Raw genomic sequence first — 23,520 nt, 5'->3', positions numbered from 1 at the left:
GTGTCCGCCAGTTCACGTGATCTCGCCGAGGTCACCCGTCGCTTCGGGCCGTACCGGGTGACCTCGGCCAGCTCACGTGATCTGGCGACACCGCGGCGGGCGTCAAAGCCGCGCGAGCGCCTCGGCGCGGGCCACCAGCGCGCGGGCGCGCGCGAGGGCGGGGGCGTACGAGCCGTCCACCGGGCCGTCGGGAACCTCCGACAGCAGCGTCCGGGCCGCCTCCACCTCGGCCGGCGCGGGCGTGAAGCCGGCGTGGGCACCCGGGATCGCGGCATCCCGGAGCGCGAGCGTGCCCGTGAACCCCATCGCGGCGGCGTGCTCGGCGGCATCCCGAGCCTGCTCGACCGAACCGCATGGGCCGTCGATCGGCCCCGCGATCCGGGCGGCCGCCGACGCCACGACCAGCTGTGCCCGGGGCCAGGACAGCGCGGTGCGGTCATCCGCCATGCCGGTGTCGCGGCGGAAGTCGCCGGTGCCGAACGCCAGGCGCCGGGTCGCGGGGTGCGCGGCGATCGCGGCGGCGGCGAGCAGCGCCGCGGCCGACTCGATCATCGCCACGATCGGCACACCCACCCGACGGGATGCCGCGACGTGGGAGACGTCGGCGGGTCCGGCGCACATCGCGAGCACGATGCCGGCCAGGCGGTCGTCCAGCTCGCGGCACAGCTCCAGGTCGGCTTCGCCGTCGGGCGTGCCCGCGGCGCTGATCCGCAGCCACACGGGCGCGGTCTCGGCGGCGCGGCGGGCGCGTTCGCGGCCCTCGGTCTTGCGCGCGGCGGGCAGACCGTCCTCGAGGTCGAGGACGAGCACGTCGGCCGCGGTGTCGCCGCCGGCCGCCAGCGGCGAGCGCAGCAGCCACGTGCGGGCGAGGTCCACGCGCGCGGGGGCGGGGGCGGCCGAAGCCGCCCCCGCCGAGTGCTGCGTCAGGCTCACGAACGACCCCGGGCCGCCGCCGCCTCCGCCTCCGCCTGAGCGCGGAAGGCGTTGAGCGCCTGGGTGTCGACCGACGCCGGAACGGGCGCGGCTTCTGCTGCCGGGGTGGCGGCGTGGTCGTGACCGGTGAGGAGCGTCTCGTCGAAGGGGATGCGGCCCGCGAGGACCTCGCCGACGCGCTCGCGGTCGTACTGCTTGGTCCACGCTCCGATGAGGAGGGTCGCCACGGCGTTGCCGGTGAAGTTCGTGACCGCGCGGGCCTCGGACATGAACCGGTCGATGCCGACGATGACGCCGACGCCGTTGACCAGGTCGGGGCGGTAGGCGGAGAGGCCGCCGGCGAGGGTCGCGAGGCCCGCACCGGTGACGCCGGCCGCACCCTTGGAGGCGATGATCATGAAGATCAGGAGGCCGATCTGCTCGGGGATCGACATCGGGGCGCCCATGGCGGTCGCGATGAACAGCGACGCCATCGTGAGGTAGATCGCGGTGCCGTCGAGGTTGAACGAGTACCCGGTCGGGACGGTGATGCCGACGACCGGCTTCGAGACGCCCAGGTGCTCCATCTTCGCGATGAGGCGCGGCAGCGCGGCCTCGGAGGACGACGTGCCGACGATGAGGAGGTACTCGCGGCCGAGGTACTTCATGAGCGAGAAGATGTTGACCCGCGTGACGGCGAACAGCAGCAGACCGAGGACCACGGCGATGAAGAGGAAGCAGGTCAGGTAGAACGAGCCCATCAGGATGCCGAGGCTGATCACGGCCCCGAAACCGGTCTTGCCGACGACCGCGGCGATCGCGCCGAAGGCACCGATCGGAGCGAGCCACAGGATCATGCCGAGGATGCGGAAGACGAGCACCTGGAAGTTGCGGATGCCCTCGACCATGCGCGCGCCGCGGTCGCCCATGCCCTGCAGCCCGAAGCCGACGAGGAGAGCGATGAAGAGCACCTGGAGGATGCTGCCGCCGGTGAACGCCGAGAAGAACGTCGTCGGAATGATGCCCAGGATGAAGTCCTGCGTCGTGGTCGGCTCGGGGACGGCGTCGTAGGCCGCACCCGCGATGTTCAGGCCCTCACCGGGGTGGATGATGTTGCCCACCACCAGGCCGATGCCGAGCGCGAAGGTCGACATCACGAGGAAGTAGACCAGCGCCAGGCCGCCGATCTTGCCGACCGTGGAGGCCTTCGCGATCGAGCCGATGCCGACGACGATCGTGCAGAAGATGACCGGGGCGATCATCATCTTGATGAGGTTGACGAAGCCCTTGCCGATGGGTTCGAGGCCGACGGCGAACTGCGGGGCCACGAGCCCGACGACGATGCCCGCCACGACGGCGACGATGACGGCGATGTAGAGCCAGTGATTGCGGTCGATCTTCTTGCGAGGACGACCGTCGCGTGTGGTGCGGAGTGAGAGAGACATTCGCGACTTCCCCTTTTTCTAACGTCTTTGTTGAGTCCGGCGGGGCCGCCGGAGATGTGACGACTTTGCGGGAGCGCGGCGCACGGGGCGATTTGTGGTCGTATTGTTCACGGCAGGCCGAAGGAGGAAGCGACGTGCGATTGAGCGTGGGCGGACGACTGGCGATCGTGTCGCTCGGCGTCGTCCTGCTGGTCGCGGGCGTGCTCGCGGCGCTCCTGTCGGTGCAGTTGTCCGATTCCGGGCAGCGCCAGGCGGAGCAGGTCACCCGCTCGGTGGCGGAGACGCTCGCGCACGAACCGGACGTCGCGGCGCTGGTCCGGGCGCGTGATTCCGACACGCTGCAGCCGATGGTGGAGGCGATCCTCGCCGAGGGCGACCTGTCGTTCGTCACGATCATGACGCCCGACGGCATCCGGCTCACCCACCCCAATCGCTCCGAGATCGGCCAGCAGTACCTCGGCTCCCGCGACGAGGCGCTCGCGGGACGGACGTTCACCGAGGTGTACGACGGCACGCTCGGACCGTCCGTGCGCACGATCACGCCGATCCGCGACGGCGGCACCGACGCCGGCGAGATCGTCGGACTCGTCTCGGTCGGTGTGACCCTCGGCGCCGTGCAGGCGGACCTCGCCGCCCGCGTCCCGATGATCGTCGCCGCCGCGGCCGGCATCGTGGGCATCGGCATCCTCGGTGCCCTGTACGTGCGGCGCAGTGCGCGCCGGGTCACCGGGTCGTACACGCCGCGCGAGCTCGCCCGGCTCGTGGAGAGCTACGAGACCGTGCTGCACTCGCTGCGCGAGGGTCTCGTCGTCACGGACGGCCGCGGGCGGATCGTGCTGTACAACGACGAAGCCGCCGACCTCCTCGGCCTCCCGCCCGCGACGGAGGGCCAGGTCGACCTCGACCCGCGGGAGACCGACATGGATGCCGCTCTCGCCGACGCGATCGCGACCGGACGCCGCATGGTGGAGGAGACCGTGGCCACCGGCGACCGGGTGCTGCTGGTCAACCAGGAGGAGGCGCGGGATCTGAACGGGCGCCGCGCCCCCGAGCGCGGGCGCGTCATGACCCTCCGCGACCGCTCCGAGCTGCAAGCGCTGCTCGGCGAGCTGGAGGGGGTCCGCACCCTCAGCGAGACGCTGCGCTCGCAGACCCACGAGCACGGCAACCGGCTCCACGCGCTGCTCGCCCTGCTCGAACTCGGGCGCATCGACGACGCGCGGCGGCTGATCGCGGCATCCACCGAGGGGCGCCAGGATCTCGCCGACCGCATCGTCTCCGGCAACGACGGCGCCGTGGTCGTCGCGCTGCTGCTCGGCAAGCTCGACGAGGCCGCCGAGCGCGGTGTCGCCCTCGACCTCGACGTCGCCGAGCCGACCCCCGCGCTCCCGCTGGCCGCGGCCGAGGCGGTCACCGTGGTCGGCAACCTCGTGGACAACGCGATGGATGCCGCGGCCACCGGCGCCGAACCCCGCTGGGTCCGCGTCTCCCTCACGCGGAAGGGCCCCGACGTGGCCATCGAGGTGAGCGACAGCGGCGCAGGGTTCGACCCCGACCTCGCCGACCCGTTCGCGTTCGGCGCGTCGACCAAGCCCGCGGCGGTTCCCGGCGGCCGGGGCGTGGGCCTCGCGCTCGTGCGGGACATCGTCGCGGCGCACGGCGGGACGCTCTCGGTCACGGATGCGCCGACGACGGTGCGCGTGATGCTGCCCGCGCCGGTCGAGGCGGTGCCCGCATGATCCGGGTGCTCGTCGTCGACGACGACGCCCTCGCGCTCGAGTTGCACACCGCGTACGTCGGACGCGTCCCGGGGTTCCAGGTCGTCGGGCAGGCGGCGGGGGCGCGCGCGGCGCTCACCGCGATCGCGGACCCTGCCCGCCCCATCGACCTCGTGCTGCTGGACATGACCATGCCCGACGGCGGCGGCCTCGACGTCGCCCGGCGCGTGCGCGCGATGGGCGCGGGCGTCGACATCATCGCCGTGACGGCGGTCCGGGATGCCGCGACCGTGCGCGCCGCGGTGTCGACCGGGGTCGTGCAGTACCTCATCAAGCCGTTCACGTTCGCCGCGTTCCGCGAGCGGCTCGAGGCGTACCGCGCGTACGTCGAGGGGCTGGACCGTGCCGCCGGGGATGCCACGCAGTCCGAGGTCGACGCGCTGCTCGGGACGCTGCGCACCGTCGCGGCCCCCGCGCTGCCGAAGGGCCTGAGCGATGAGACGCTGCAGGCCGTCGCGGAACGCGTCCGCACGGCATCCACCGCGGTGTCCTCCACCGAGGTCGGCGAGCGCGAGGGCATGTCGCGCGTCACCGCGCGCCGGTACCTCGAGCACCTCGCCGACGTCGGTCGCGTGCGCCGCGAGCCGCGCTACGGCGGACCCGGCCGCCCCGAGATCACGTACGCCTGGGTCCGCGGCTGACGCCCGTGCCCTGCGGGCATCTCCGCCGCCAGTTCACGTGAAGTGGCCGAGCGTACGCGTCACAGCGCGCCACGCCGTGTGATCTCGACCAGATCACGTGAACTGGTGGCTGGGACCGGGGCGCGGACCGCGACCCGCGTCAGAGGTCGAACGCGGCCCGCACGCCCTCGTTCACCACGACGCCGGCGCGCACGTTCAGACCCTTCGCGAGGGCCGGATCAGCGGATGCCGCGGCCTCCCAGCCCGCGTCGGCGATGCGGGTGATGTACGGGAGCGTGGCGTTGGACAGCGCGCGCGTGGAGGTGTGCGGAACGGCGCCGGGCATGTTCGCGACGCAGTAGAACAGCGAGTCGTGGACGCGGAACGTCGGCGCGTCGTGGGTCGTCGGGCGCGATCCCTCGAAGCAGCCGCCCTGGTCGATCGCGATGTCGACGAGCACCGAGCCGGGCTTCATCGCGGCGACCATGTCGTCCGTGACGAGCTTGGGTGCCGCAGCTCCCGGGATCAGCACCGAGCCGATGACGAGGTCGGCGTCGGCGAGCTGCTCGGCGATCTCGAGGCGGGTCGACGCCCGCGTCTGGATGGCGCCGCCGAAGCGCTCCTCGAGCTGACGGAGTTTGGGCAGCGAGATGTCGATCACGGTGACGTTCGCGCCGAGGCCGAGGGCGTTCGCCGCGGCGTGCTCGCCCGCGACACCGCCGCCGATCACGACGACCTTCGCCTTCGGTGTTCCCGGAACACCGCCGGGGAGCAGGCCGCGACCGCCCGAGGCCCGCAGCAGGTGGTGCGCGCCCTCGATGATCGACAGGCGCCCGGCGACCTCGCTCATGGGGGCGAGCAGCGGCAGCGCGCGGTCCGCGGTCTGCACGGTCTCGTACGCGACGGCGGTGGTCCCTGCGTCCATGAGTGCGTCGGTCAGCGGCCGGTCGGCCGCGAGGTGCAGGTACGTGAAGAGCGTGAGGTCGGGACGCAGGTGCCCGTATTCGGGCGCGATCGGCTCCTTGACCTTGACGAGCAGCTCGGCGCGCGCCCACGTCTCGTCGGCGGTCGCGACGATCTCGGCGCCGGCCGCGCGGTACTGCTCGTCCGAGAACCCGCTGCCCTCACCGGCACCGGCCTGCACCAGCACCTCGTGGCCGCGGTGGACCAGAGCGTCGACGCCCGCGGGCGTCATCGCGACACGGTTCTCGTTGTTCTTGATCTCGGTGGGCACGGCGACGCGCATCGGTCTCTCCTCGGAATGGTGGTGGCAGGAAGAATCGCAGGAATCCATGTTTCGGTGGCGTAACGCCGCAGATTCTTCGGAATGGATGCCGCATCCCCCGGTATCGTCGGCGGAGAGACGCCCCAGCCGATCGAGAAACCGAAGGATCTACGATGCCCGACGACGACCTGCACCCGCTCGACGCCCGCATCATCGAGCTGCTCTCCGCCGACGCGCGGATGACGAACGCCGCCCTCGCCGACGCGCTCGGGGTGGCGGCATCCACCGCTCACGCCCGAGTCCGCGGCCTCGTCGACCGCGGACTCATCACGGGATTCCACGCCGCCGTCGACCAGAGCAGGCTCGGTCGCGGTCTCCAGGCGATCGTCGGCGTGACCCTCCGACCGGGGCAGCGGCACGAGAGCATCCGCGCCTTCGCGCAGGAGATCCGCCGCCACCCGGACGTGATCCAGCTGTTCTTCCTGGGCGGTTCCGACGACTTCCTCGTGCACATCGCGGTCGACGATTCTTCGGCCGTGCGCCGTTTCGTCGTCGATCAGCTCTCTGCGCGGAACAGCGTGGCATCCACGCGCACGAGCATCATCTTCGAGTACCACCGGAATGCGCTCGCTGCAGATTTCGACTGATGCGGCGCGGTCTGAAACGATACACTCGGCCGGAAAACGAACCGCAAACCCGGAGATCCCGTTGCTGCTGACGATCGGGCTGCTGGCGATGTGCCTCGGCGTGGCCGTCGGCATCGTCAGTGTCGCTCTGCCGCGCGTTACCACGCCCCTCTCCCTCACGACGTTCCTCCGCTACGCCGCCATCGCGGGGGTCCTCGCCGTGGGCTCGACCGTGATGTACGCGGTCCACGCCTCCGACAGAGGGCGGGGCTCGCTCGTCGTCGCGGACGCGGCGATGACGCTCTCCCCGGCCATCACGGCGGTCGGGGTCCGCGGGTTCCCTCCCCGCGCCCAGCGCATCGCCACGGGAGTCGCGGTGGCGATCGCGGTCGGCGTCGGCGTCTGCACCGCGGTGACGGACGCGGAGACGGCGCTCGTCGTCAAGTCCGCCACGTTGGCTGTCGTATGCGCGGGGTGTGCGCTCGCCGCGATCGCCACGACCACCGTCGCTCCGCTCCCGGCCCGACTGATCGCGGGCGCCATGGGCGCGTACGCGATCTACTCCGCCGCACGGGCGACCGTCGTGGCGCTCGGCGGGGACGCTTCTCCGCTGTTCTCCGTCGAGGTCGCCACGGCCGTGGCGACTCTCGCGGTGCTCGTGTGCGGCGCGGCGGTCATCCTCACGATCCACCCCGCCCGACGTGTCGCCGCAGACGGTCCGCACACGCTGTCCGTCGTCGTCATCGACGACGCTCGGCTGCTGGCCCACGCCTACGGCAGCGAGCGTCTGAGCTCGCTCGTCGCCGAGCTGCGCGCGGCCGCGCGGGCCCTCGACGATCACGCCTTCGACGTCCGCCACGGCGTCGCGACCGCCCTGCCCTCTGCCCTCGCGACCCTCGAGCACGAGATGCAGCACTCGTTCGGCTGGAACCCGGAGGAGATCGCCCTCCTCACCGAGCCCGCGCCTGCCCGCTCGCGCTCGGACGACGACTGACGGCGCCCGCGCCCGCAACGACGCCCTGCGGCGGGGGACTCGGACGCGGCAGATTTCGTCAAGCCCCCCTCTTCGCCCCGCGGCACCGCCAGGATGAGCCGAGGGAGGCCGCCGTGCTGTCGATTGGACTGGCTGTGATGTGTGCCGCCGTCGGCGCCAGCATGATCGGCATCATCCTGCCCCACCTCGGCGCCCGGATCCCGCTCACCTTCTTCCTGCGGGTGATCGGGCTCGCGGGGGTTCTCTCGGTCGGCTGCACGGCCCTGTACGTCGTGAGTCTCCACGGCGGCGATCGGCTGTCCTGCAGTGCGGCGGACGCCCTCATGGTCGCCACTCCCCTCGTGGTCGGCGTCTCGACCACGTCGCCGGGGAGTCGCCGAATGCGAGCGGTCCTCGCGCTCGCGATCGTCCTTCCCGCCGCCGTCGCGTCGAGTTCACTCCTGCTCCCGGCCGAGGTCTCCCACATCGTGCGCATCGCCGCGGTCACCCTCGCGTGCGCGCTCGGCGCCCTGCTCGCCTTCACGTCCGTGACCGTCCCGCGGCGGTCGGTGGCGGCGATCGTCGTGTCGATGACGACCTACGCCGTCTACTCCCTGGCCCGGACGGTCGTCGCCCTCAGCCCCGCGGCGACGTCGGACGTCGCTCGAACGGTGTTCTCGCACGCCGCCAGCGCCGGAGTCGCCACGGCGTGCGTTCTCCTGATCGGCGTCGCCGTCGTCCTCGTGCGCCGCTCCCCGCACCCCGACCTGACCGGGGGCGGCACGTCCTGGACACGGCTCGTGGTGGGCGACTGGCGCGCGGCGATCCGCACCCACGGCACGCCCACCGTGCTGGCGCTCGTCTCCGAGCTGCGCAGCGCCGCCCGCGATCTCGATCCCTCGTCCGTCGACGTGCACCGGGGCGTGGACGTACCGTGCCCCGCAGCGCTTCCCGCCGTGAGCAGGGTGCTGCGCGAGACGTACGGATGGGGGCCCGAGAACTTCGCGCTGCTGCGGACGCCGGAGCCCCTGCCGCGGCCGACGTGGTCGTCGATCCCGGCCGCACGGCCCTCCGACGCCGCGGACGGGTGAGCGGGACCGCTAGCGGACGGTCGCGGCGATCGCGGCGATGTCCGCCGGGGTCGAACGGCAGCATCCGCCGACGAGCCGCGCGCCCGCGGCGACCCAGGCCGGCGCGTCCTCGGCGAGCGGAGCAGCACCCCCGTGCCAGGTCCGGGTCGTGGCATCCCACCGCTCCCCGGTGTTCGGGTAGGCGACGAGCGGGACGGCGGGGCGCGTCGGCGAGCGCGGGACCGACGCTGCCGGGAGCGCAGCAGTTCACGCCGACGGCGACGACACCCGGAACGGATGCCGCGGCCCTCAGCGCCGCGGCCAGCGACCCCGCCGCGGCGAAACCCGTGCTGTCCGCCGAGAGGCTCACGAACGCGGGGACGCCCAGGTCGGCCAGCTCGAATGCGAGCGCCTCGACCTCGAGCGGCGACGGGACGGTCTCGACCGCGAGCAGGTCGGCCCCCGCATCCGCGAGCACGGCGAGACGCCGCCGGTGCAGCGCGCGCAGCGCGGCGACGTCGAGCCCGTAGGCACCGGTGTAATCGCTGCCGTCGGCGCGCAGTGCGCCGATCGGACCCACGGATGCCGCGACCAGGCCGTCCCCCGCCTCCCGGGCCAGCGACACCGAACGGCGGAGGAGCATCTCGACCTCGGCATCCGGGATCGGACCGCCGAAGCCCACCTGGTACGAGGCCGTGATCAGGACGTCCGCACCGGCCACGGCGAACTCCGCGTGGGCGGCGCGCACTTCGTCGGGGTCGTCGCGCAGCACGCGCGCCGACCATAGCGGGGACGCCACGTCGTTGCCGCGGCTCTCGAGCAGCGTGCCGAGGCCGCCGTCCAGGACCAGCGGCGCGGCGGTGAGATCGATCACGCCTCGTGGGTCTCGCCTGCGGCGAGGACGCGCAGCACCCGCGCGAGCATGGCCTGGTCCGCGCGGCTGACGTCGCGCAGCGCATCGCCTTCGAGGCGGACGAGCTCGGTCATGGCGGCATCCACGCGCTGGATGCCCTCGGGCGTGATGGCGACGAGGATCGCGCGGCCGTCGGACGGGTTCGGGCGGCGGGTGACGAGGCCGCGGTCGGCGAGCTTGTCGAGGCGGTTGGTCATCGCCGCGCTGCCGATCATCGTCGCCGCGATGAGACGCGTGGCGCTGAGCTCGGTGCCGGCGCGGCGGAGGACGGCGAGGACGTCGAACTCCCACACCGCGATGTCGGCGCTGGCGAACGCGCGGGCGCGCAGCTTCGACAGGTGGAACGCCGCGCGGCGCAGCCGCGACATGACGTCGAGAGGGGTCAGGTCGACCTCGGGCAGCAACTGCGACCAGGCGTCGATGAGGAGATCGACCTCGTCGTCCTTGTTGCTGGAGAGAGTGGACACACCACGACGGTACCGGAGCCGGGATGCCACTCGGCCACCGACGACCCTTCTCCCGCGAAATTCCGGCTCGGGCGCCTCAGCCGAGCCGCTCGGCGAGCGCCTCTCCCGCGGCGGTGAGCCATCGGGCGGGCTCGGCCAGCGCAGCCTCGGTCGACCCGGCGAGCTGCACGAGCGCGACCGCCGCACCGAACCCGGACGTGTCGGCATCCGGAGCGATCCGACCAGCGACGAGTCCGACCCGGCGTCCCTCCGCGCGGGCGAGAGCCGCGACGCGGGCGGGGGCCTTGCCGGTCGCGGAGCTCGCGTCGAACGACCCCTCCCCGGTCACGACCACGTCGGCCGCGGCCACGGCGTCGGCGAGACCGAGGAGGTCGGCGATGCGCTCGGCTCCCGGAACCAGCTCCGCGCCCCAGGCCCGGAGGGCCGCGCCGGTGCCGCCGGCCGCACCCGTGCCGGGGAAGGCGGCGTCGGTGGCGAGCAGGTCCGCCGCGCGAGCGAGGGCAGCATTCGCCGCCGGGATGTCCTCGGCGCCGAGCCCCTTCTGCGGCCCGAACACCGCGGCCGCGCCGCCGGGGCCCGTGAGGGGGCTGCGGACGTCGGTCAACACGAGCGCCCCGCCAGCCGGCAGCGCGCGGAGCCCGTCGCGTTCGAGGCGCGCGGCGGTCTGGACACCGCGCAATCCGGGCGGAACATCTCGACCGTCGGCATCCACGATCCGCGCGCCGAGGGCGGTGAGCAGGCCGAAACCGGCGTCGGTCGAGGCGCTGGACCCGATCGCGAGCACGAGCCGCGAGACGCCGTGGTCGAGGGCGGCGGCGATCGCCTGCCCGAACCCGCGCGTATCGGCGTCGAACGGGCGCAGGTCGCCGGCGAGCAGCTCGATCCCCGACGTGGACGCCAGCTCGACGACCCCGGTCCCGTGCGGCGCGTCCGCCGTCGCCGGGAGGAGGGCCCAGGATGCCACGACCTCACGCCCGTGCGGACCCGTGACGGTCAGCGGCATCCGTCGCGCTCCCGGCACGGCGACGAGGAAGGCGTCGAGCGTGCCCTCCCCGCCGTCGGCCACAGGCAGCTCGACGATCGCGTCGCCGGGCCGCACGGCGCGCCACCCCGCGGCGAGCGCGGCCGCGGCCGCCGCCGCGGAGATCGATCCCTTGAACCCGTCCGGGGCGAGCAGCACGCGCGTCACGCGCCGACCCTACCGCGCAGCCCCCGGCGGGGCGGCCCTGACCGCGAGACTCCACCCAGCCGACAAACCCACTGCAGCCTGCAACCGAGATGTCAGCCCACTGCAGTCCCGGCGCCAACGGGGCCCGGCCCCGGGCCCACCCCGAGTTCAGCGCGGCGGGGGCGCCGTCGTGCCGCGGGCGACGAGACGAGTCGCGAGCTGCAGGTGCGTCTCGGGCAGCTCCTCGCCGGCGAGCAGCGCAAGGACGATGCGCACGGCCTCCGCGCCGAGGAGCTTCATGGGCTGGCGCACGGTCGTCAGCGGCGGCTGCGCCCGCGCCGCCTCGGGCACGTCGTCGAAACCGACGACGGACAGGTCATCGGGCACGCGCAGCCCGCGGGCCACGGCCACCTCGACGATCGACAGCGCCGACAGGTCGTTGGCGGCGAACACCGCGGTCGGCGGATCCGGCAGCGCGAGCATCGCGTGCGCGGCCTCGCGCGCGACGTCCTGCTCGTAGTGCCCCTGCCCCACGAGAGCGGGATCGAACGGAATGCCGGCGGCCGACAGGGCCTCGCGATACCCCGAGGCCCGGGCGACCGCCGACCGCAGATCGGGACGCCCCGCGATGAACCCGATCCGGCGGTGGCCGAGCTGCACGAGGTGGTGGACGGCCTGCTGCGCGCCGGTGAAGCTGTCGGACTCGACGGTGGGGAGGTCGGCGCGGCCGGTGTGCGGGTCGATCGCGACGATGGGCACCTCGGCGGCGACGTTCACGACGGTCGGGGTCACGAGGATCGCGGCGTCGATGAGGGTGCCGCTCAGGCGGCTGAGCGAGCGCCGCTCCCACCCCTCGCCGTCGCGGCGTGCGCCGGTGTAGGCGAGCAGGTCGTATCCGGTGTCGGACAGCGCTCCCCCGACGCCCTTGAGGATCTCGGCCGAGAAGGGCTCGATGTCGGCGACGAGCACGCCGATCACCCCGGTCCGCCGCGACCGCATGCTGCTGGCGACGAGGCTCGACTCGTAGCCGAGGGCGCGCACGGCATCCAGGACGCGGCCCACGGTCTCGGGCGCCACCCCGTAGCGCCCGTTGACGGCTTTCGACACCGTGGCGACCGACACACCGGCAGCCGCGGCGACGTCGTGGATGGTGGCACGCCGGGTCATGGCATCCGACCCTAGCGTGGAAATCATTTTCGAAAACGTTTGACGACGCTTCGCGGCCGGGTGACACTGCTCCCACCCGGGCCGCACACCCGGACGTGAACGACCGGCACCGATGCCGACACCGGAGCATCCCGCACGGGACGCACCTCGACGAAGAGAAACGGGAATCACATGAACAAGAGGAAACTCCTCGCCGCAGCCACCCTCGCGGTCGCCGGCACCCTGGCCCTCGGCGGCTGCGCCGGCGGCGGAGGCGGACAGAACGCCGACGGCAGCGTCACCCTGACGCTGTGGCACAACTCCACCACCGGCGACGGCAAGAAGTACTGGGAAGACACCGCCGCGGCCTTCGAGAAGGCCAACCCCAACGTGAAGATCGAGATCCAGGCCGTGCAGAACGAGGAGATGGACGGCAAGCTCCAGACCGCCCTGAACTCCGGCGACGCCCCCGACCTGTTCATGGCGCGCGGCGGCGGCAAGCTCGCCGACATCGTCAAGGCCGGCCAGGTCATGGACCTCACCGACAAGATCTCGTCGGATGCCAAGACCGCGCTCGGCTCGTCGCTGTCGGCGTTCGAGATCGACGGGAAGAACTACGGGATGCCGGTCGCGGTGCTGCCGTCCGGCATCTTCACGTCCCAGGACGTCCTCACCGCCGCGGGTGTCACCTCGGCCCCGAAGACGATCGACGAGCTCGAGGCCGCCAACGCCAAGATCAAGGCCACCGGGGTCGCCCCGATCGCCGTGGGCGCGAAGGACGCCTGGCCCGCCGCGCACTGGTACTACAACTTCGCGCTCCGCGCCTGCTCCAAGGACGTGCTCGACGCGGCGGCCGCGAGCCGCAGCTTCGACGACCCGTGCTGGCTCAAGGCCGGCGAGAACCTCGAGGCGTTCCTCAAGACGCAGCCGTTCAACGACGGTTTCCTCACCACCGCCGCGCAGCAGGGCGCCGGTTCGTCCGCCGGTCTCCTCGCCAACAAGCAGGCGGGCATGGAGCTCATGGGCGCGTGGGACCCGGGCGTGATCGCCTCGCTCACCCCCGACCAGAAGCCGCTCCCCGACCTCGGCTGGTTCCCCTTCCCGGAGGTCCCCGGCGGTGACGGCGAGCCCGGCGCCATGATGGGCGGCGTCGACGGGTACTCGTGCTGGGTCAACGCTCCCGCGCAGTGCACCGACTTCCTGAACTTCCTGGTGAACAAGGAGAACCAGGAGGCCTACGCCACGGCCTTCCAGACGCTCCCCGCGTCCTCGGAGGCGACGGATGCCGTGACCACCCCCGCGCTGCAGTCGGTGCTCGAGGCCTACTCGAAGGCGCCGTACGTCTCGGTATGGCTCGACACGCTCTACGGCCAGAACGTCGGCAACGCGCTCAACGTCGCCGTGGTCGACATGTTCGCCGGCAAGGGCACTCCGCAGAGCATCGTCGACGCCGTCAACGCCGCCGCCGCGCGCTCCTGAGGGAACCGACATGACCACCGTGCGTCATCCCGTCGCCCCCGCGTCGGACGACGTCGTCGGTCGCCGCTCGTCCGAGGAGAGAGCTCCCCGCTCCTCCTCGGCCGGGCGGTCGCCCGTGCGGCGGCGCCGCGAGAACTGGAAGATCCGCGGGGAACTGGCGATCCTCCTGGGCCCCGCCCTGGTGGTGTTCGTCTCGTTCGTCATCCTGCCGGTGGCCCTGGCGGCCTTCTACGGCTTCTACAGCTGGTCGGGCTTCGGGACGCCGACGGAGTTCGTCGGCATCCGGAACTACGTCACGATCCTCACCGACCCGGCCTTCCACGAGGCCCTCGGCCACAACGCCTTCATCGTCGTGGGCTCCCTCGTGCTGCAGGGACCGCTGGCCCTGGGCCTCGCGCTGCTGCTGAACCGCAAGATGCGGTTCCAGTCGCTCATCCGCGTGCTGATCTTCGTGCCGTACGTCATCTCCGAGGTCGTCGTCGGCCTCGGCTGGGGCCTCATGCTGCAGTCGGGTGGCGCGCTCAACGGCGCCCTCGACAAGATCGGGCTGGGGGCCCTCCGCGCCGACTGGATCTCCGACCCGGCACTCGCCATCTGGACCCTGCTCATCATCATCACGTGGAAGTACATCGGCTTCGCCGTGATCCTCTTCCTCGCCGGACTCCAGGGCATCCCGGAGGAGCTGTCGGAGGCCGCGGCCATCGACGGCGCGTCCTACTGGCAGATCCAGCGCCACATCGTGCTGCCGCTCATGGGACCGACGATCCGCATCTGGGCGTTCCTCTCGATCATCGGGTCGCTCCAGCTCTTCGACCTCGTGTGGATCATCTGGGGCCAGTACGTCGCGTCCACCGCCGGCACCTCGACGATGGCGACGTACATGGTGGCCAACGGCCGCAACGCCGGCAGCTACGGGTACGGCAGTGCCGTGGCCGTGGTCATGTTCCTCATCTCGCTCGCCGTCGCGCTGCTGTACCAGCGCTTCGTGCTCCGCCGCGACACCGCCGGCGCCCTCACGGGAGGCACCAAATGACCGCCACCGCCACCCTCGTCGCACCCCGCGCCGCGAAAGCGCCGCGCGGACCGGCCGGCCGCAGCCGGGCGAGCTCCGCGGTCGTCGGCTTCGTCGCGCTCGTCCTCATCGCGCTGATGCTCGGCCCGGTGATCTACATCATCCTGGGCGGCTTCCGCTCGAACTCCGAGATCACGGTCGACCCGGCCGGGTTCCCCACCCGCTGGAACTGGGAGAACTACACCGAGGTCCTCGCGAGCGGCACCTTCTGGGGCCAGGTCGCGAACTCCGCGATCGCGGCGATCGCGACGACGATCTTCGTCGTGGCCCTCGGGCTCATGGCCGCGTACGGACTCTCGCGGTACACCTTCCGCGGCCGCGGCGCGCTCTACGCGCTGTTCACCGCGGGCCTGATGTTCCCCATGACCGTCGCGATCACGCCGCTGTACATCCTCGTCCGCAACCTCGGGCTCATGAACTCGCTCGCGGGCGTCATCGTCCCGCAGATCGCGTTCGCGCTGCCGATCACGGTGATCATCCTGTCTCCGTTCCTCTCGGCGATCCCCCGCGAACTGCAGGAGGCCGCGTCGATCGACGGACTCGGGCGCCTCGGGTTCTTCTGGCGCATGGTGCTGCCGCTCGCCGTCCCCGCGGTCGTGACCGTCGGCATCCTCGCCTTCGTCAACAGCTGGAACTCGTACATGCTCCCGCTGTTCATCCTCAACAACGAAGCGACGTACACCCTGCCCCTCGGGACGCAGGCGTTCGCGTCGCAGTACTCCGTCGACACCGCACGCGTGCTCGCGTTCACCTCGCTGTCGATGATCCCCGCTCTGGTGTTCTTCAGCCTGTTCGAGCGACGGATCGTCGGCGGCCTCACCGGCGCCGTGAAGGGCTGACCCGCATGACCATCCACAGAACCGACGTCGGCGCCGCGCTCACTCCCGGGGTCTCGGCCCGCGTGCAGGCGCTCGTCGCGGACATGACCCTCGACGAGAAGCTCGCGCAGCTCGTGGGGTACTGGGTCGACCAGGGTGACGAGGTCGTCGCGCCCCTGTCCGGTGAGAAGGTCACCTCGACCGGATACGCGGATGCCACGGTCCACGGCCTCGGCCACCTCACGCGCGTCTACGGCACCCGGCCGGTCGACCCGGTCGAGCGGGCCGCATGGCTGTGGGGCGAGCAGCGGCGGCTCCAGACGGAGACGCGTCTCGGCATCCCGGCGCTCGTGCACGAGGAGTGCCTCACCGGCTTCGCGGCGTGGAAAGCCGCGACCTTCCCGACCCCGCTCGCGTGGGGCGCGTCCTTCGATCCCGAGACCGTCGAGCTCGTGGCATCCGCCATCGGACGCTCGATGCGCGAGGTCGGCGTGCACCAGGGCCTCGCGCCCGTGCTCGATGTCGTGCGCGACCCGCGGTGGGGGCGGGTCGACGAGTGCATCGCCGAGGACCCGTACGTCGTCGGCACGATCGGCACCGCGTACGTGCGGGGGCTGCAGTCCGCCGGGGTGCACGCGACGCTGAAGCACTTCGTCGGGTACTCGGGTTCGCAGGCCGGCCGCAACCACGCACCCGTGCACGCCGGTCCCCGCGAACTGCAGGACGTGTTCCTCCCGCCGTTCGAGATGGCGGTGCGGGACGGCGGCGTGCGCTCGGTGATGAACTCGTACGCCGAGATCGACGGCGTCCCCGTGGCCGCCTCCGGCGACCTCCTCACCGATCTGCTGCGCCGGCGGTGGGGCTTCGACGGCACCGTCGTGTCGGACTACTTCGCCGTGGACTTCCTCCGCTCGATGCACGGCCTCGCCGCGACACCGGGCGAAGCCGCGCAGATCGCGCTCGAGGCCGGGATCGACGTCGAGCTCCCCGGCGCCGACGCGTATCCGCACCTGGCCGAGCGGGTGGCATCCGGGGATCTCTCCGAGGCCCTCATCGACCGAGCCGTCGCGCGGCTGCTCGCGGAGAAGGAGGACCTGGGACTGCTGGATGCCGACTTCTCCACGCCCCCCTCGAGTGTCGATCTCGACGACGCCGACCATCGCGCGCTGGCGTACCGACTCGCGCTCGAGAGCGCGGTGCTGCTGCGCAACGACGGGGTGCTGCCGCTCGCGGCGGCGCCCGGACGCATCGCGGTGATCGGCCCGAACGGCGACAGCGCCGAGGCCCTGATGGGCTGCTACTCGTTCGCGAACCACGTGCTCGCGCACCACCCCGGCACGCCGATGGGCTTCGACATCCCGACCGTGCGCGAAGCGCTCGCGGCGCGGTTCGGCGACGTCGTGCAGGCCGAGGGGGTCGCGGTCGAGGGGACGGATGCCGACGGCATCCCCGCCGCGGTCGAGCTCGCGCGATCCGCGGACGTGGCGGTGGTCGTCGTGGGCGACCGCGCGGGACTCTTCGGCCGCGGCACGGTCGGCGAGGGCAACGACGCGGATTCCCTCGAGCTGCCCGGCCTGCAGCGGCGTCTCGTCGAGGAGGTCGTCGCCACGGGCACCCCCGTCGTGATGGTGCTGCTCACCGGACGCCCGTACGCCCTGGGCTGGGCGCTGGACGCGGCTGCCGGTCCGGCCGCCGTGGTGCAGGCGTTCTTCCCGGGCGAGGAAGGCGGCCCCGCGCTGGCCGCGCTCCTGGCCGGGGATGCCACGCCCTCGGGGCGCCTCCCCGTCTCGCTCCCCCGCTCGGCCGGTGCGCAGCCGTACTCGTACCTGCACCCGATCCTCGGCGGCCGGAACGAGGTCACGAGCACCGATCCGACGCCCGTGCGGCCGTTCGGGTTCGGTCTGTCGTACACGACGTTCGTCCGCGAGGCGCTTGCCGTGGACGCCGAGGTGCGCGCGGGCGATGCCTTCGCGGCTTCGGTGCGCGTGACGAACACGGGGTCCGTCCGCGGGGCCGACGTCGTGCAGCTGTACGCGCACCGCGCGGTGGCGAGCGTGACCCGGCCGGTCGCGCAGCTCGTCGCGTACGCCCGCGTGGAGCTGGAGCCGGGCGAGACCGCGGAGGTGCGGTTCACGATCCCGGCATCCCGTCTGGCGTACAGCGACCGCACGCTCCGCCGCGTCGTCGAACCCGGCGAGGTCGAGCTGCGCGTCGGCCCGTCCTGCGCCGAGATCGACGAGGCCGTAACGCTGCACCTGACGGGCCCGGCGTACGAGCTGCGCGCCGACGACGCCCGGGTCGTCGGGGTCGTGGTGCGCCGGGGGTAGCCGCGAGGCGGCCGGTGCCGTCCCGCGTGGCGCCCCACCTCCGTTGAGTGTCCAAGACACGCGGACCGCGCTCGGGCGGTTTCTAGCGTCTAGTGCAACGCCTTCGTGGTGGAGGTTGTGGTGTCGGGGAAGTTTTCGTGGGAGTTGCGTGCGGCGGTTTTGCGGGCGTTGGTTCGTGGGCAGTCGTTGTTGCAGGTCGCGGGCTGGTGTGGTGCGGACCGGGTCACGGTCGGGCGTTGGGCGAGGCTTGCGGGTATGCAGGTGCGGGACGGGCGTCGGGGCGGGGTGGTGCGCGCTGATGTGGATCGCGAAGTGTCGCCCGAGGTGGGGCGGTCGTATCGGCGTTTGACGTTGGCGGACCGCTCGTTCATTCAGGCAGCGTTAGCGTTTCCGGAGCCGTGGGGAGTGCGCAGGATCGCGGGACAGCTCGGGGTGTCTGCCTCGACGGTGTCGAGAGAGATCCACGCCCACCGGGTCCGGCATGGGGACGGGTTCGGTTACGACGCGGAGGTCGCGCATTACCGGGCGGTGCGTTCTCGTGATCGGTATCGTCCGGGGAAACTCGCCGACCCGACGCTGCGGCGCGAGGTCGTGACACGCTTGAACGCGAGGTACTCCCCGCAGCAGATCGCGGGGGAGTTGAAGCGGGCGTTCCCGGATCAGGCGGAGATGCAGGTGTCCCACGAAACGATCTACCAAGCGTTGTATGTCCAGGGACGCGGTGCGTTACGACACGAACTCACCGTCGAAAAGGCACTGCGATCAGGACGGACCGGCCGAGTCCCGCAATCGAAGCTTCCCCCGCGATCGACCCGCCCCTGGTTGGAAGGGGCTCGATTGGTCAACCGTCCCGCGGAAGCGACTGATCGCGCTGTTCCCGGCCATTGGGAGGGCGATCTCGTCGTCGGACCCGAAAACTCCGGCATCGTGACCCTCGTCGAACGCACCACCCGCTACGTCCTCCTCGGACGCCTCCCCGGGACCCGGGACAGCGCCACCGTCACCGACGTTCTCGCGTCCATGATTCACGCGCTTCCCGCCGAGTTGAAGCGGACCATCACCTGGGATCAAGGCACGGAGATGGCATCCCACAAAGCCTTCACCCTGCGGACCGGATGCCCCGTGTTCTTCTGCGACCCGCACTCGCCCTGGCAACGCGGCACGAACGAGAACACCAACGGGCTGATCCGCGATTTCTACCCCAAAGGCACCAACTTCAACACCGTCACCGACGACGGCCTCGCCGAAACCCAACGCCTCCTCAACATCCGCCCCCGCCAAACCCTCGACTTCCGCAGCCCCCATGTCATGCTGACCGAACTGATCAACGGTGTTGCACTAGCCACCTGAACCCGCCTCGTCGGCATCCGCGTGTCTTGGACACTGAACGCCCCAGGCGGCACGAGCAAGGGATGGGGCGCGCGTCCGCGGACAGCGGCTCTGCCGCCAGTTCGGTGTCCAAGACACGCGGACCGCGCTCGTCGGCATCCGCGTGTCTTGGACACTGAACGCCCCAGAGAGCCCGACGTCTCCCCGCGACGCGCCGCGAGCGGACCCGCGCCGGATACCGTGGACGGATGACGCTCCCCACCGCCTCCCGCGTGTACGACGAACGCGAGACCGAGGGCGCCGACCCGTGGTCGATCGACCTGGAGCGGATCCAGTTCTCGCCGTACTTCTCGCGGCTCTCGGCCGTGACGCAGGTGGTGTCGCCGTCGATCTCCGGTGCACCGGTGCACAACCGCCTCACGCACTCGCTGAAGGTCAGCGCGATCGCGCGGGTCGTCGCGCTGCAGCTGAACACCCGGGCCGGCCGCGACGTGTGCAACCCGACGGTCGTCGAGGCGGCGGCCTACGCCCACGACCTCGGCCACCCGCCGTTCGGGCACCTCGGCGAGACGACGCTCGACCGCCTCGCCCGCACCGAGCTGGGCCTCCCCGACGGCTTCGAGGGCAACGCCCAGACGTACCGCATCCTCACCGCCCTCGACGTCGTCGAGAACGCTCCGCGCGGGCTGAACCTCACCGCGGCGGTGCGCGCCGCGTCGGCGAAGTACCCCTGGTCGCCGTCGGTGTCCGCGGCCGAGATCGAGCGGATCGGCCCGCCCCGTGGCATCCGTCGCGCTTCTGACGGCGCGTACCGCGTGCACAAGTACTCGGTGTACGACCTCGACGTCGACGACCTCGACCACGCGCGGGAGGGGATGGATGCCGAGCCCCTACGCCAGACGATCGAGGGCGCCGTCATGGACCTCGCCGACGACATCGCGTACTCGGTGCACGACGTCGACGACTTCTACCGCGCCGGGATCCTGGACCACGCCCCGATCGCGGCGGAGTTCCGCGGGTGGCTCGACGACGTCCTCGAATGGCGCTCGCGGGACGACGCGGAGGTGCGGGCCGAGCTCGTCCCCGGCGCCGCGCTCGAACGCTTGCGCCGCAAGATGCGCCGCGACGACCCCTGGGTCGCGGACGACGAGGCGTTCCTCGCCGCGGTCAGCGACGTGGATGCCGAGCTCGTCACCGACCTGCTCGCCCGGCCGTTCGACGGGTCGCTGACGGCCGAGCGGCGTCTGGCCTCCTTCACCGACCGGTGGATCCGCCGATTCCAGGAGTCCGCGCAGCTCCGCCCCCTCGACACCCCACGGTCCGGGCCGGTCGCCCTGTCGCCGTGGGCGTGGCACCACGTCGAGGTGCTGAAGTTCGTGCACAAGCGGTTCGTCCTGAGCCGTCCCGACCTCGCGATTCAGCAGCGCGGGATGAGTCGCATCCTCGCGCGCTCGGTGCGGGCGCTCGGCGAGTGGCTCGACGACGACCTCGACCGCGCGCGCACCCCGCGCCGCCTCCGTGAGCTCATCGCGCTCGCCCAAGAGCAGTACGCCGCGCTCCCCGCCGGCCGTCGACCCACGGATGCCGAAGCCGAGACGCTCGCGCGCTCCCGCGGAATCGTGGACTACGTGGCATCCCTCACCGACGCCCAGGCGTTCACGCTGTCGGAGGCGATCTCCGGCCGCGCCGACCGCCTGTGGTCGCTGGGGCAGAGGCTGTAGCGCGCCGCGCGGCTCACGGCATCCATGTCCCACTTCGTGCGACATTGCGCCCCCAAAACCGCACATAGTGGGACACGCCCACCGGCCGGCCGCGGCCCCGCCGCGGTGGCAGCAGCCATGTCCCACTTGGTGCAACGTTCTGCACCCAAAACCGCACATCCTGGGACACGCGCACCGACCGACCGCCGCGGCACCGCCCGGGCGGCATCCATGTCCCACTTGTGGCTGCCTGCGACGACCTCAGGCCGCACATTTCGGGACACGCTCCGTCGCAAGTGGGACGAGGTCACGGATGCCACCGCACCCATGTCCCACTTCGTGCGACGTTGCGCCCCAGAAACCGCACATCCTGGGACACACCCACCGGCCGGCCGCGGCCCCGCCGCGGTGGCAGCAGCAATGTCCCACTTCGTGCGACATTGCGCCCCCAAAACCGCACATAGTGGGACACACGCCACGACCGACCGCCGCAGCACCGCCCAGGCGGCATCCATGTCCCACTTGTGGCTGCCTGCGACGACCTCAGGCCGCACATTTCGGGACACGCTCCGTCATAAGTGGGACGAGGTCTCGGATGCCACCGCACCCATGTCCCACTTCGTGCGACGTTGCGCCCCCAAAACCGCACATAGTGGGACACACGCCACGACCGACCGCCGCAGCACCGCCCAGGCGGCATCCATGTCCCACTTCGTGCAAGGCCACGCCCCCAAAACCGCACATTGTGGGACACGCCCCCGCCGCAACCGGGACGAGACGCACGAATGCCCCGGATCCGCAGGCGTCCCACCACCGACGCGGATCCGGGGCACGGTTCGTGCGCCGGAGAACCGGAGCACGGGACGCGCCCCGAACGGGACGCGTACGTGCCGCACCGCCCCGGGGCCGGCGAAGGGCAGCCCGGGGCGGCGGGGGTCAGATGCCCTGGGCCAGGCGGTAGTACGCCTGGTTCCAGCGCAGCTCGCTCTGGAAACCGCGGACCGTCGTGTCCTCGTCGATGACGACGAGCTCGGTCTTGGCGATCTCGGCGAAGTCGCGGAACACCTCGATGCCCACGGCCGTCGTCATGACGGTGTGGTGGGCGGCACCGGCGGCGAGCCAGCACGCGGCCGAGGTCGCGAAGTCCGGCGCCGGCTTCCACACGGCGCGGCCGACGGGGAGCTTCGGGAGGTCGGGCGCCTCGACGTTCTCCACGACGTTCGCGGTGAGGCGGAAGCGGTCACGCATGTCGCTCAGGGCCACGACGAGCGCGGGGCCCGGGTCGGCGGTGAAGACCAGGCGCACCGGGTCTTCCTTGCCGCCGATGCCGAGCTCGTGGATCTCCAGGCGCGGCTTCTTCGTCGACAGCGACGGCGAGACCTCGAGCATGTGGGCGCCGAGGATGCGCTCGTTGCCGGGGACGAGGTCGTACGTGTAGTCCTCCATGAGCGAGGCGCCGCCGGGGAGACCCGCACCCATGACGTTCGCGACGCGCACGAGGATCGCCGTCTTCCAGTCGCCCTCGGCGCCGAAGCCGTAGCCCTCGGCCATGAGTCGCTGCACCGCGAGACCGGGGAGCTGCTTCAGCGCGCCGAGGTCTTCGAACGACGTCGTGAAGGCGCCGAAGCCGCCCTCCTCGAGGAACGAGCGCAGACCGAGCTCGATCGCGGCGCCGTCGCGGAGCGACTGGTGACGCGCGCCACCCGGGAGCAGCTCGTCGACGACGTCGTAGCTGTCGATGTACTCCTGCACGAGCGCGTCGATGTCGGCATCCGCCGCCTGCTCGACGGCCTCGACGAGCTCGTTGACGCCCCACGTGTTGACCTGCACGCCGAAGCGCAGCTCGGCCTCGGTCTTGTCGCCCTCCGTGACGGCGACGAAGCGCATGTTGTCGCCGAAGCGCGCGAGCTTGAGGGTGCGGGCGGCGGTCCAGCCGGCGGCGGCGCGCTCCCAGTCCTCGATCTGCTGGCGGACGGCGGGGTTCGACACGTGGCCGACGACGGTCTTGCGGGCCACGCCCAGGCGCGTCTGGATGTACCCGAACTCACGGTCGCCGTGCGCGGCCTGGTTGAGGTTCATGAAGTCGAAGTCGATGTCGTTCCACGGCAGCTCGACGTTGGCCTGCGTGTGCAGGTGCAGCAGCGGCTTCTGCAGCGCGTCGAGGCCCGCGATCCACATCTTCGCGGGGCTGAAGGTGTGCATCCACGCGATGACGCCGATGACGTCGTCGCGGCCGTTGACCTCGAGGGCCATGCGGCGGATGCTGTCGGAGTCCTTCAGCACGGGCTTCCAGACGACCTTCACCGGGAGGCCGGCGAGGCCCTCGACGACGGCCTGCGACTGCTCGGCGACCTGCTTCAGGGTCTCCTCGCCGTAGAGGTTCTGGCTGCCGGTGACGAACCAGACCTCGTAGCCGTCGAGGTCGTTCTTGAGCTTCGTGCGGGTCATGACT

Annotated in this window: 18 protein-coding genes and 2 pseudogenes; 11 read left to right on the top strand and 9 right to left on the bottom strand. The window is 71.8% G+C overall.

The genetic code is table 11. The features are described from left to right. Positions 1-102: 102 nt before the first annotated feature. Positions 103-933, bottom strand: coding sequence for an aldolase/citrate lyase family protein (locus tag RKD05_RS09445; RefSeq protein ID WP_424709620.1), 831 nt, complete (start codon positions 931-933; stop codon positions 103-105). After that, entirely contained in the window at positions 930-2,357 is a 1,428-nt protein-coding gene (locus RKD05_RS09440) for a cation:dicarboxylate symporter family transporter (protein ID WP_424709619.1), read from the bottom strand. The genes RKD05_RS09445 and RKD05_RS09440 overlap by 4 nt, the downstream gene beginning before the upstream one ends. Before the next feature lie 134 nt (positions 2,358-2,491). Here RKD05_RS09440 and RKD05_RS09435 point away from each other — a divergent pair, with 134 nt between their 5' ends. Both RKD05_RS09435 and RKD05_RS09430 read left to right on the top strand, forming a co-directional pair. After that, positions 2,492-4,096, top strand: a complete 1,605-nt coding sequence (locus RKD05_RS09435) for a sensor histidine kinase (protein ID WP_424709618.1) — start codon at positions 2,492-2,494, stop codon at positions 4,094-4,096. Beyond that, positions 4,093-4,776, top strand: coding sequence for a response regulator (locus tag RKD05_RS09430; RefSeq protein WP_424709617.1), 684 nt, complete (start codon positions 4,093-4,095; stop codon positions 4,774-4,776). Before RKD05_RS09435 ends, RKD05_RS09430 begins: the two co-directional genes overlap by 4 nt. Positions 4,777-4,915: 139 nt before the next feature. Here RKD05_RS09430 and ald read toward each other — a convergent pair whose 3' ends face one another. After that, positions 4,916-6,001, bottom strand: a complete 1,086-nt coding sequence (ald, locus tag RKD05_RS09425) for an alanine dehydrogenase (protein WP_424709616.1) — start codon at positions 5,999-6,001, stop codon at positions 4,916-4,918. Between the two features lie 152 nt (positions 6,002-6,153). On the opposite strand from ald, the gene RKD05_RS09420 reads away from it, so the two are divergent. The 3 genes from RKD05_RS09420 to RKD05_RS09410 all read left to right on the top strand — a co-directional run bounded on the left by RKD05_RS09420 (position 6,154) and on the right by RKD05_RS09410 (position 8,670). Beyond that, a complete protein-coding gene (locus RKD05_RS09420) occupies positions 6,154-6,627 on the top strand; it encodes an Lrp/AsnC family transcriptional regulator (RefSeq protein ID WP_424709614.1) in 474 nt (157 codons plus the stop codon). Between the two features lie 61 nt (positions 6,628-6,688). Further along, positions 6,689-7,600, top strand: coding sequence for a hypothetical protein (locus tag RKD05_RS09415; protein ID WP_424709613.1), 912 nt, complete (start codon positions 6,689-6,691; stop codon positions 7,598-7,600). Between the two features lie 161 nt (positions 7,601-7,761). Then, positions 7,762-8,670: a hypothetical protein gene (locus RKD05_RS09410; RefSeq protein WP_424711890.1), complete on the top strand. Its 909-nt coding sequence runs from the start codon at positions 7,762-7,764 to the stop codon at positions 8,668-8,670. Positions 8,671-8,679: 9 nt separating this feature from the next. Here the strand turns inward: RKD05_RS09410 and RKD05_RS09405 are convergent. The 5 genes and pseudogenes from RKD05_RS09405 to RKD05_RS09385 form a co-directional block, all read right to left on the bottom strand. Continuing rightward, positions 8,680-8,808: pseudogene (locus tag RKD05_RS09405) on the bottom strand (homocysteine S-methyltransferase family protein); the annotation flags it as partial. A 124-nt stretch (positions 8,809-8,932) separates the two neighbouring features. Then, positions 8,933-9,448, bottom strand: a pseudogene (locus RKD05_RS09400) (homocysteine S-methyltransferase family protein); the annotation flags it as partial. 71 nt (positions 9,449-9,519) lie between these two features. Next, positions 9,520-10,029 carry a MarR family winged helix-turn-helix transcriptional regulator gene (locus tag RKD05_RS09395; protein ID WP_022879241.1) on the bottom strand — a complete coding sequence of 170 codons (510 nt, stop codon included), beginning with the start codon at positions 10,027-10,029 and terminating at the stop codon, positions 9,520-9,522. 76 nt (positions 10,030-10,105) lie between these two features. Beyond that, positions 10,106-11,218: a glycerate kinase gene (locus tag RKD05_RS09390; RefSeq protein WP_424709611.1), complete on the bottom strand. Its 1,113-nt coding sequence runs from the start codon at positions 11,216-11,218 to the stop codon at positions 10,106-10,108. Between the two features lie 147 nt (positions 11,219-11,365). Beyond that, positions 11,366-12,364: a LacI family DNA-binding transcriptional regulator gene (locus RKD05_RS09385; protein ID WP_424709609.1), complete on the bottom strand. Its 999-nt coding sequence runs from the start codon at positions 12,362-12,364 to the stop codon at positions 11,366-11,368. Between the two features lie 171 nt (positions 12,365-12,535). On the opposite strand from RKD05_RS09385, the gene RKD05_RS09380 reads away from it, so the two are divergent. The 6 genes from RKD05_RS09380 to RKD05_RS09355 all read left to right on the top strand — a co-directional run bounded on the left by RKD05_RS09380 (position 12,536) and on the right by RKD05_RS09355 (position 21,089). After that, entirely contained in the window at positions 12,536-13,822 is a 1,287-nt protein-coding gene (locus tag RKD05_RS09380) for an extracellular solute-binding protein (protein WP_424709608.1), read from the top strand. Between the two features lie 10 nt (positions 13,823-13,832). After that, positions 13,833-14,855: a carbohydrate ABC transporter permease gene (locus tag RKD05_RS09375; protein ID WP_424709607.1), complete on the top strand. Its 1,023-nt coding sequence runs from the start codon at positions 13,833-13,835 to the stop codon at positions 14,853-14,855. Beyond that, positions 14,852-15,733, top strand: coding sequence for a carbohydrate ABC transporter permease (locus RKD05_RS09370; RefSeq protein WP_424709606.1), 882 nt, complete (start codon positions 14,852-14,854; stop codon positions 15,731-15,733). Before RKD05_RS09375 ends, RKD05_RS09370 begins: the two co-directional genes overlap by 4 nt. 5 nt (positions 15,734-15,738) lie before the next feature. After that, complete coding sequence (locus RKD05_RS09365) at positions 15,739-18,039, top strand: beta-glucosidase (RefSeq protein ID WP_424709605.1); 2,301 nt, start codon at positions 15,739-15,741, stop codon at positions 18,037-18,039. Between the two features lie 120 nt (positions 18,040-18,159). Continuing rightward, on the top strand, positions 18,160-19,389 hold the full coding sequence (locus RKD05_RS09360; protein ID WP_424711803.1) for an IS30 family transposase: 1,230 nt from the start codon (positions 18,160-18,162) through the stop codon (positions 19,387-19,389). Between the two features lie 227 nt (positions 19,390-19,616). Then, the gene (locus RKD05_RS09355; protein WP_424709603.1) at positions 19,617-21,089 is read left to right on the top strand and encodes a deoxyguanosinetriphosphate triphosphohydrolase family protein; all 1,473 of its coding nucleotides are present in this window, start codon (positions 19,617-19,619) and stop codon (positions 21,087-21,089) included. 915 nt (positions 21,090-22,004) lie between these two features. Here RKD05_RS09355 and araA read toward each other — a convergent pair. After that, a complete protein-coding gene (gene araA / locus RKD05_RS09350; protein ID WP_424709601.1) occupies positions 22,005-23,516 on the bottom strand; it encodes an L-arabinose isomerase in 1,512 nt (503 codons plus the stop codon). Between the last annotated feature and the right edge of the window lie 4 nt (positions 23,517-23,520).

The organism is Microbacterium sp. SLBN-111 (assembly GCF_049739645.1).
Lineage (GTDB): Bacteria > Actinomycetota > Actinomycetes > Actinomycetales > Microbacteriaceae > Microbacterium.
This window is presented reverse-complemented; position numbering and strand designations above follow the sequence as displayed.

Bases quoted from the DNA above. Each gene is read 5' to 3' on its own strand.
- RKD05_RS09410 (WP_424711890.1), top strand. From the start codon at position 7,762: ATGATCGGCATCATCCTGCCCCACCTCGGCGCCCGGATCCCGCTCACC.
- araA (WP_424709601.1), bottom strand. From the start codon at position 23,516: ATGACCCGCACGAAGCTCAAGAACGACCTCGACGGCTACGAGGTCTGG.
- RKD05_RS09370 (WP_424709606.1), top strand. From the start codon at position 14,852: ATGACCGCCACCGCCACCCTCGTCGCACCCCGCGCCGCGAAAGCGCCG.
- RKD05_RS09430 (WP_424709617.1), top strand. From the start codon at position 4,093: ATGATCCGGGTGCTCGTCGTCGACGACGACGCCCTCGCGCTCGAGTTG.
- RKD05_RS09420 (WP_424709614.1), top strand. From the start codon at position 6,154: ATGCCCGACGACGACCTGCACCCGCTCGACGCCCGCATCATCGAGCTG.
- RKD05_RS09380 (WP_424709608.1), top strand. From the start codon at position 12,536: ATGAACAAGAGGAAACTCCTCGCCGCAGCCACCCTCGCGGTCGCCGGC.
- RKD05_RS09385 (WP_424709609.1), bottom strand. From the start codon at position 12,364: ATGACCCGGCGTGCCACCATCCACGACGTCGCCGCGGCTGCCGGTGTG.
- RKD05_RS09375 (WP_424709607.1), top strand. From the start codon at position 13,833: ATGACCACCGTGCGTCATCCCGTCGCCCCCGCGTCGGACGACGTCGTC.
- RKD05_RS09355 (WP_424709603.1), top strand. From the start codon at position 19,617: ATGACGCTCCCCACCGCCTCCCGCGTGTACGACGAACGCGAGACCGAG.
- ald (WP_424709616.1), bottom strand. From the start codon at position 6,001: ATGCGCGTCGCCGTGCCCACCGAGATCAAGAACAACGAGAACCGTGTC.
- RKD05_RS09365 (WP_424709605.1), top strand. From the start codon at position 15,739: ATGACCATCCACAGAACCGACGTCGGCGCCGCGCTCACTCCCGGGGTC.
- RKD05_RS09440 (WP_424709619.1), bottom strand. From the start codon at position 2,357: ATGTCTCTCTCACTCCGCACCACACGCGACGGTCGTCCTCGCAAGAAG.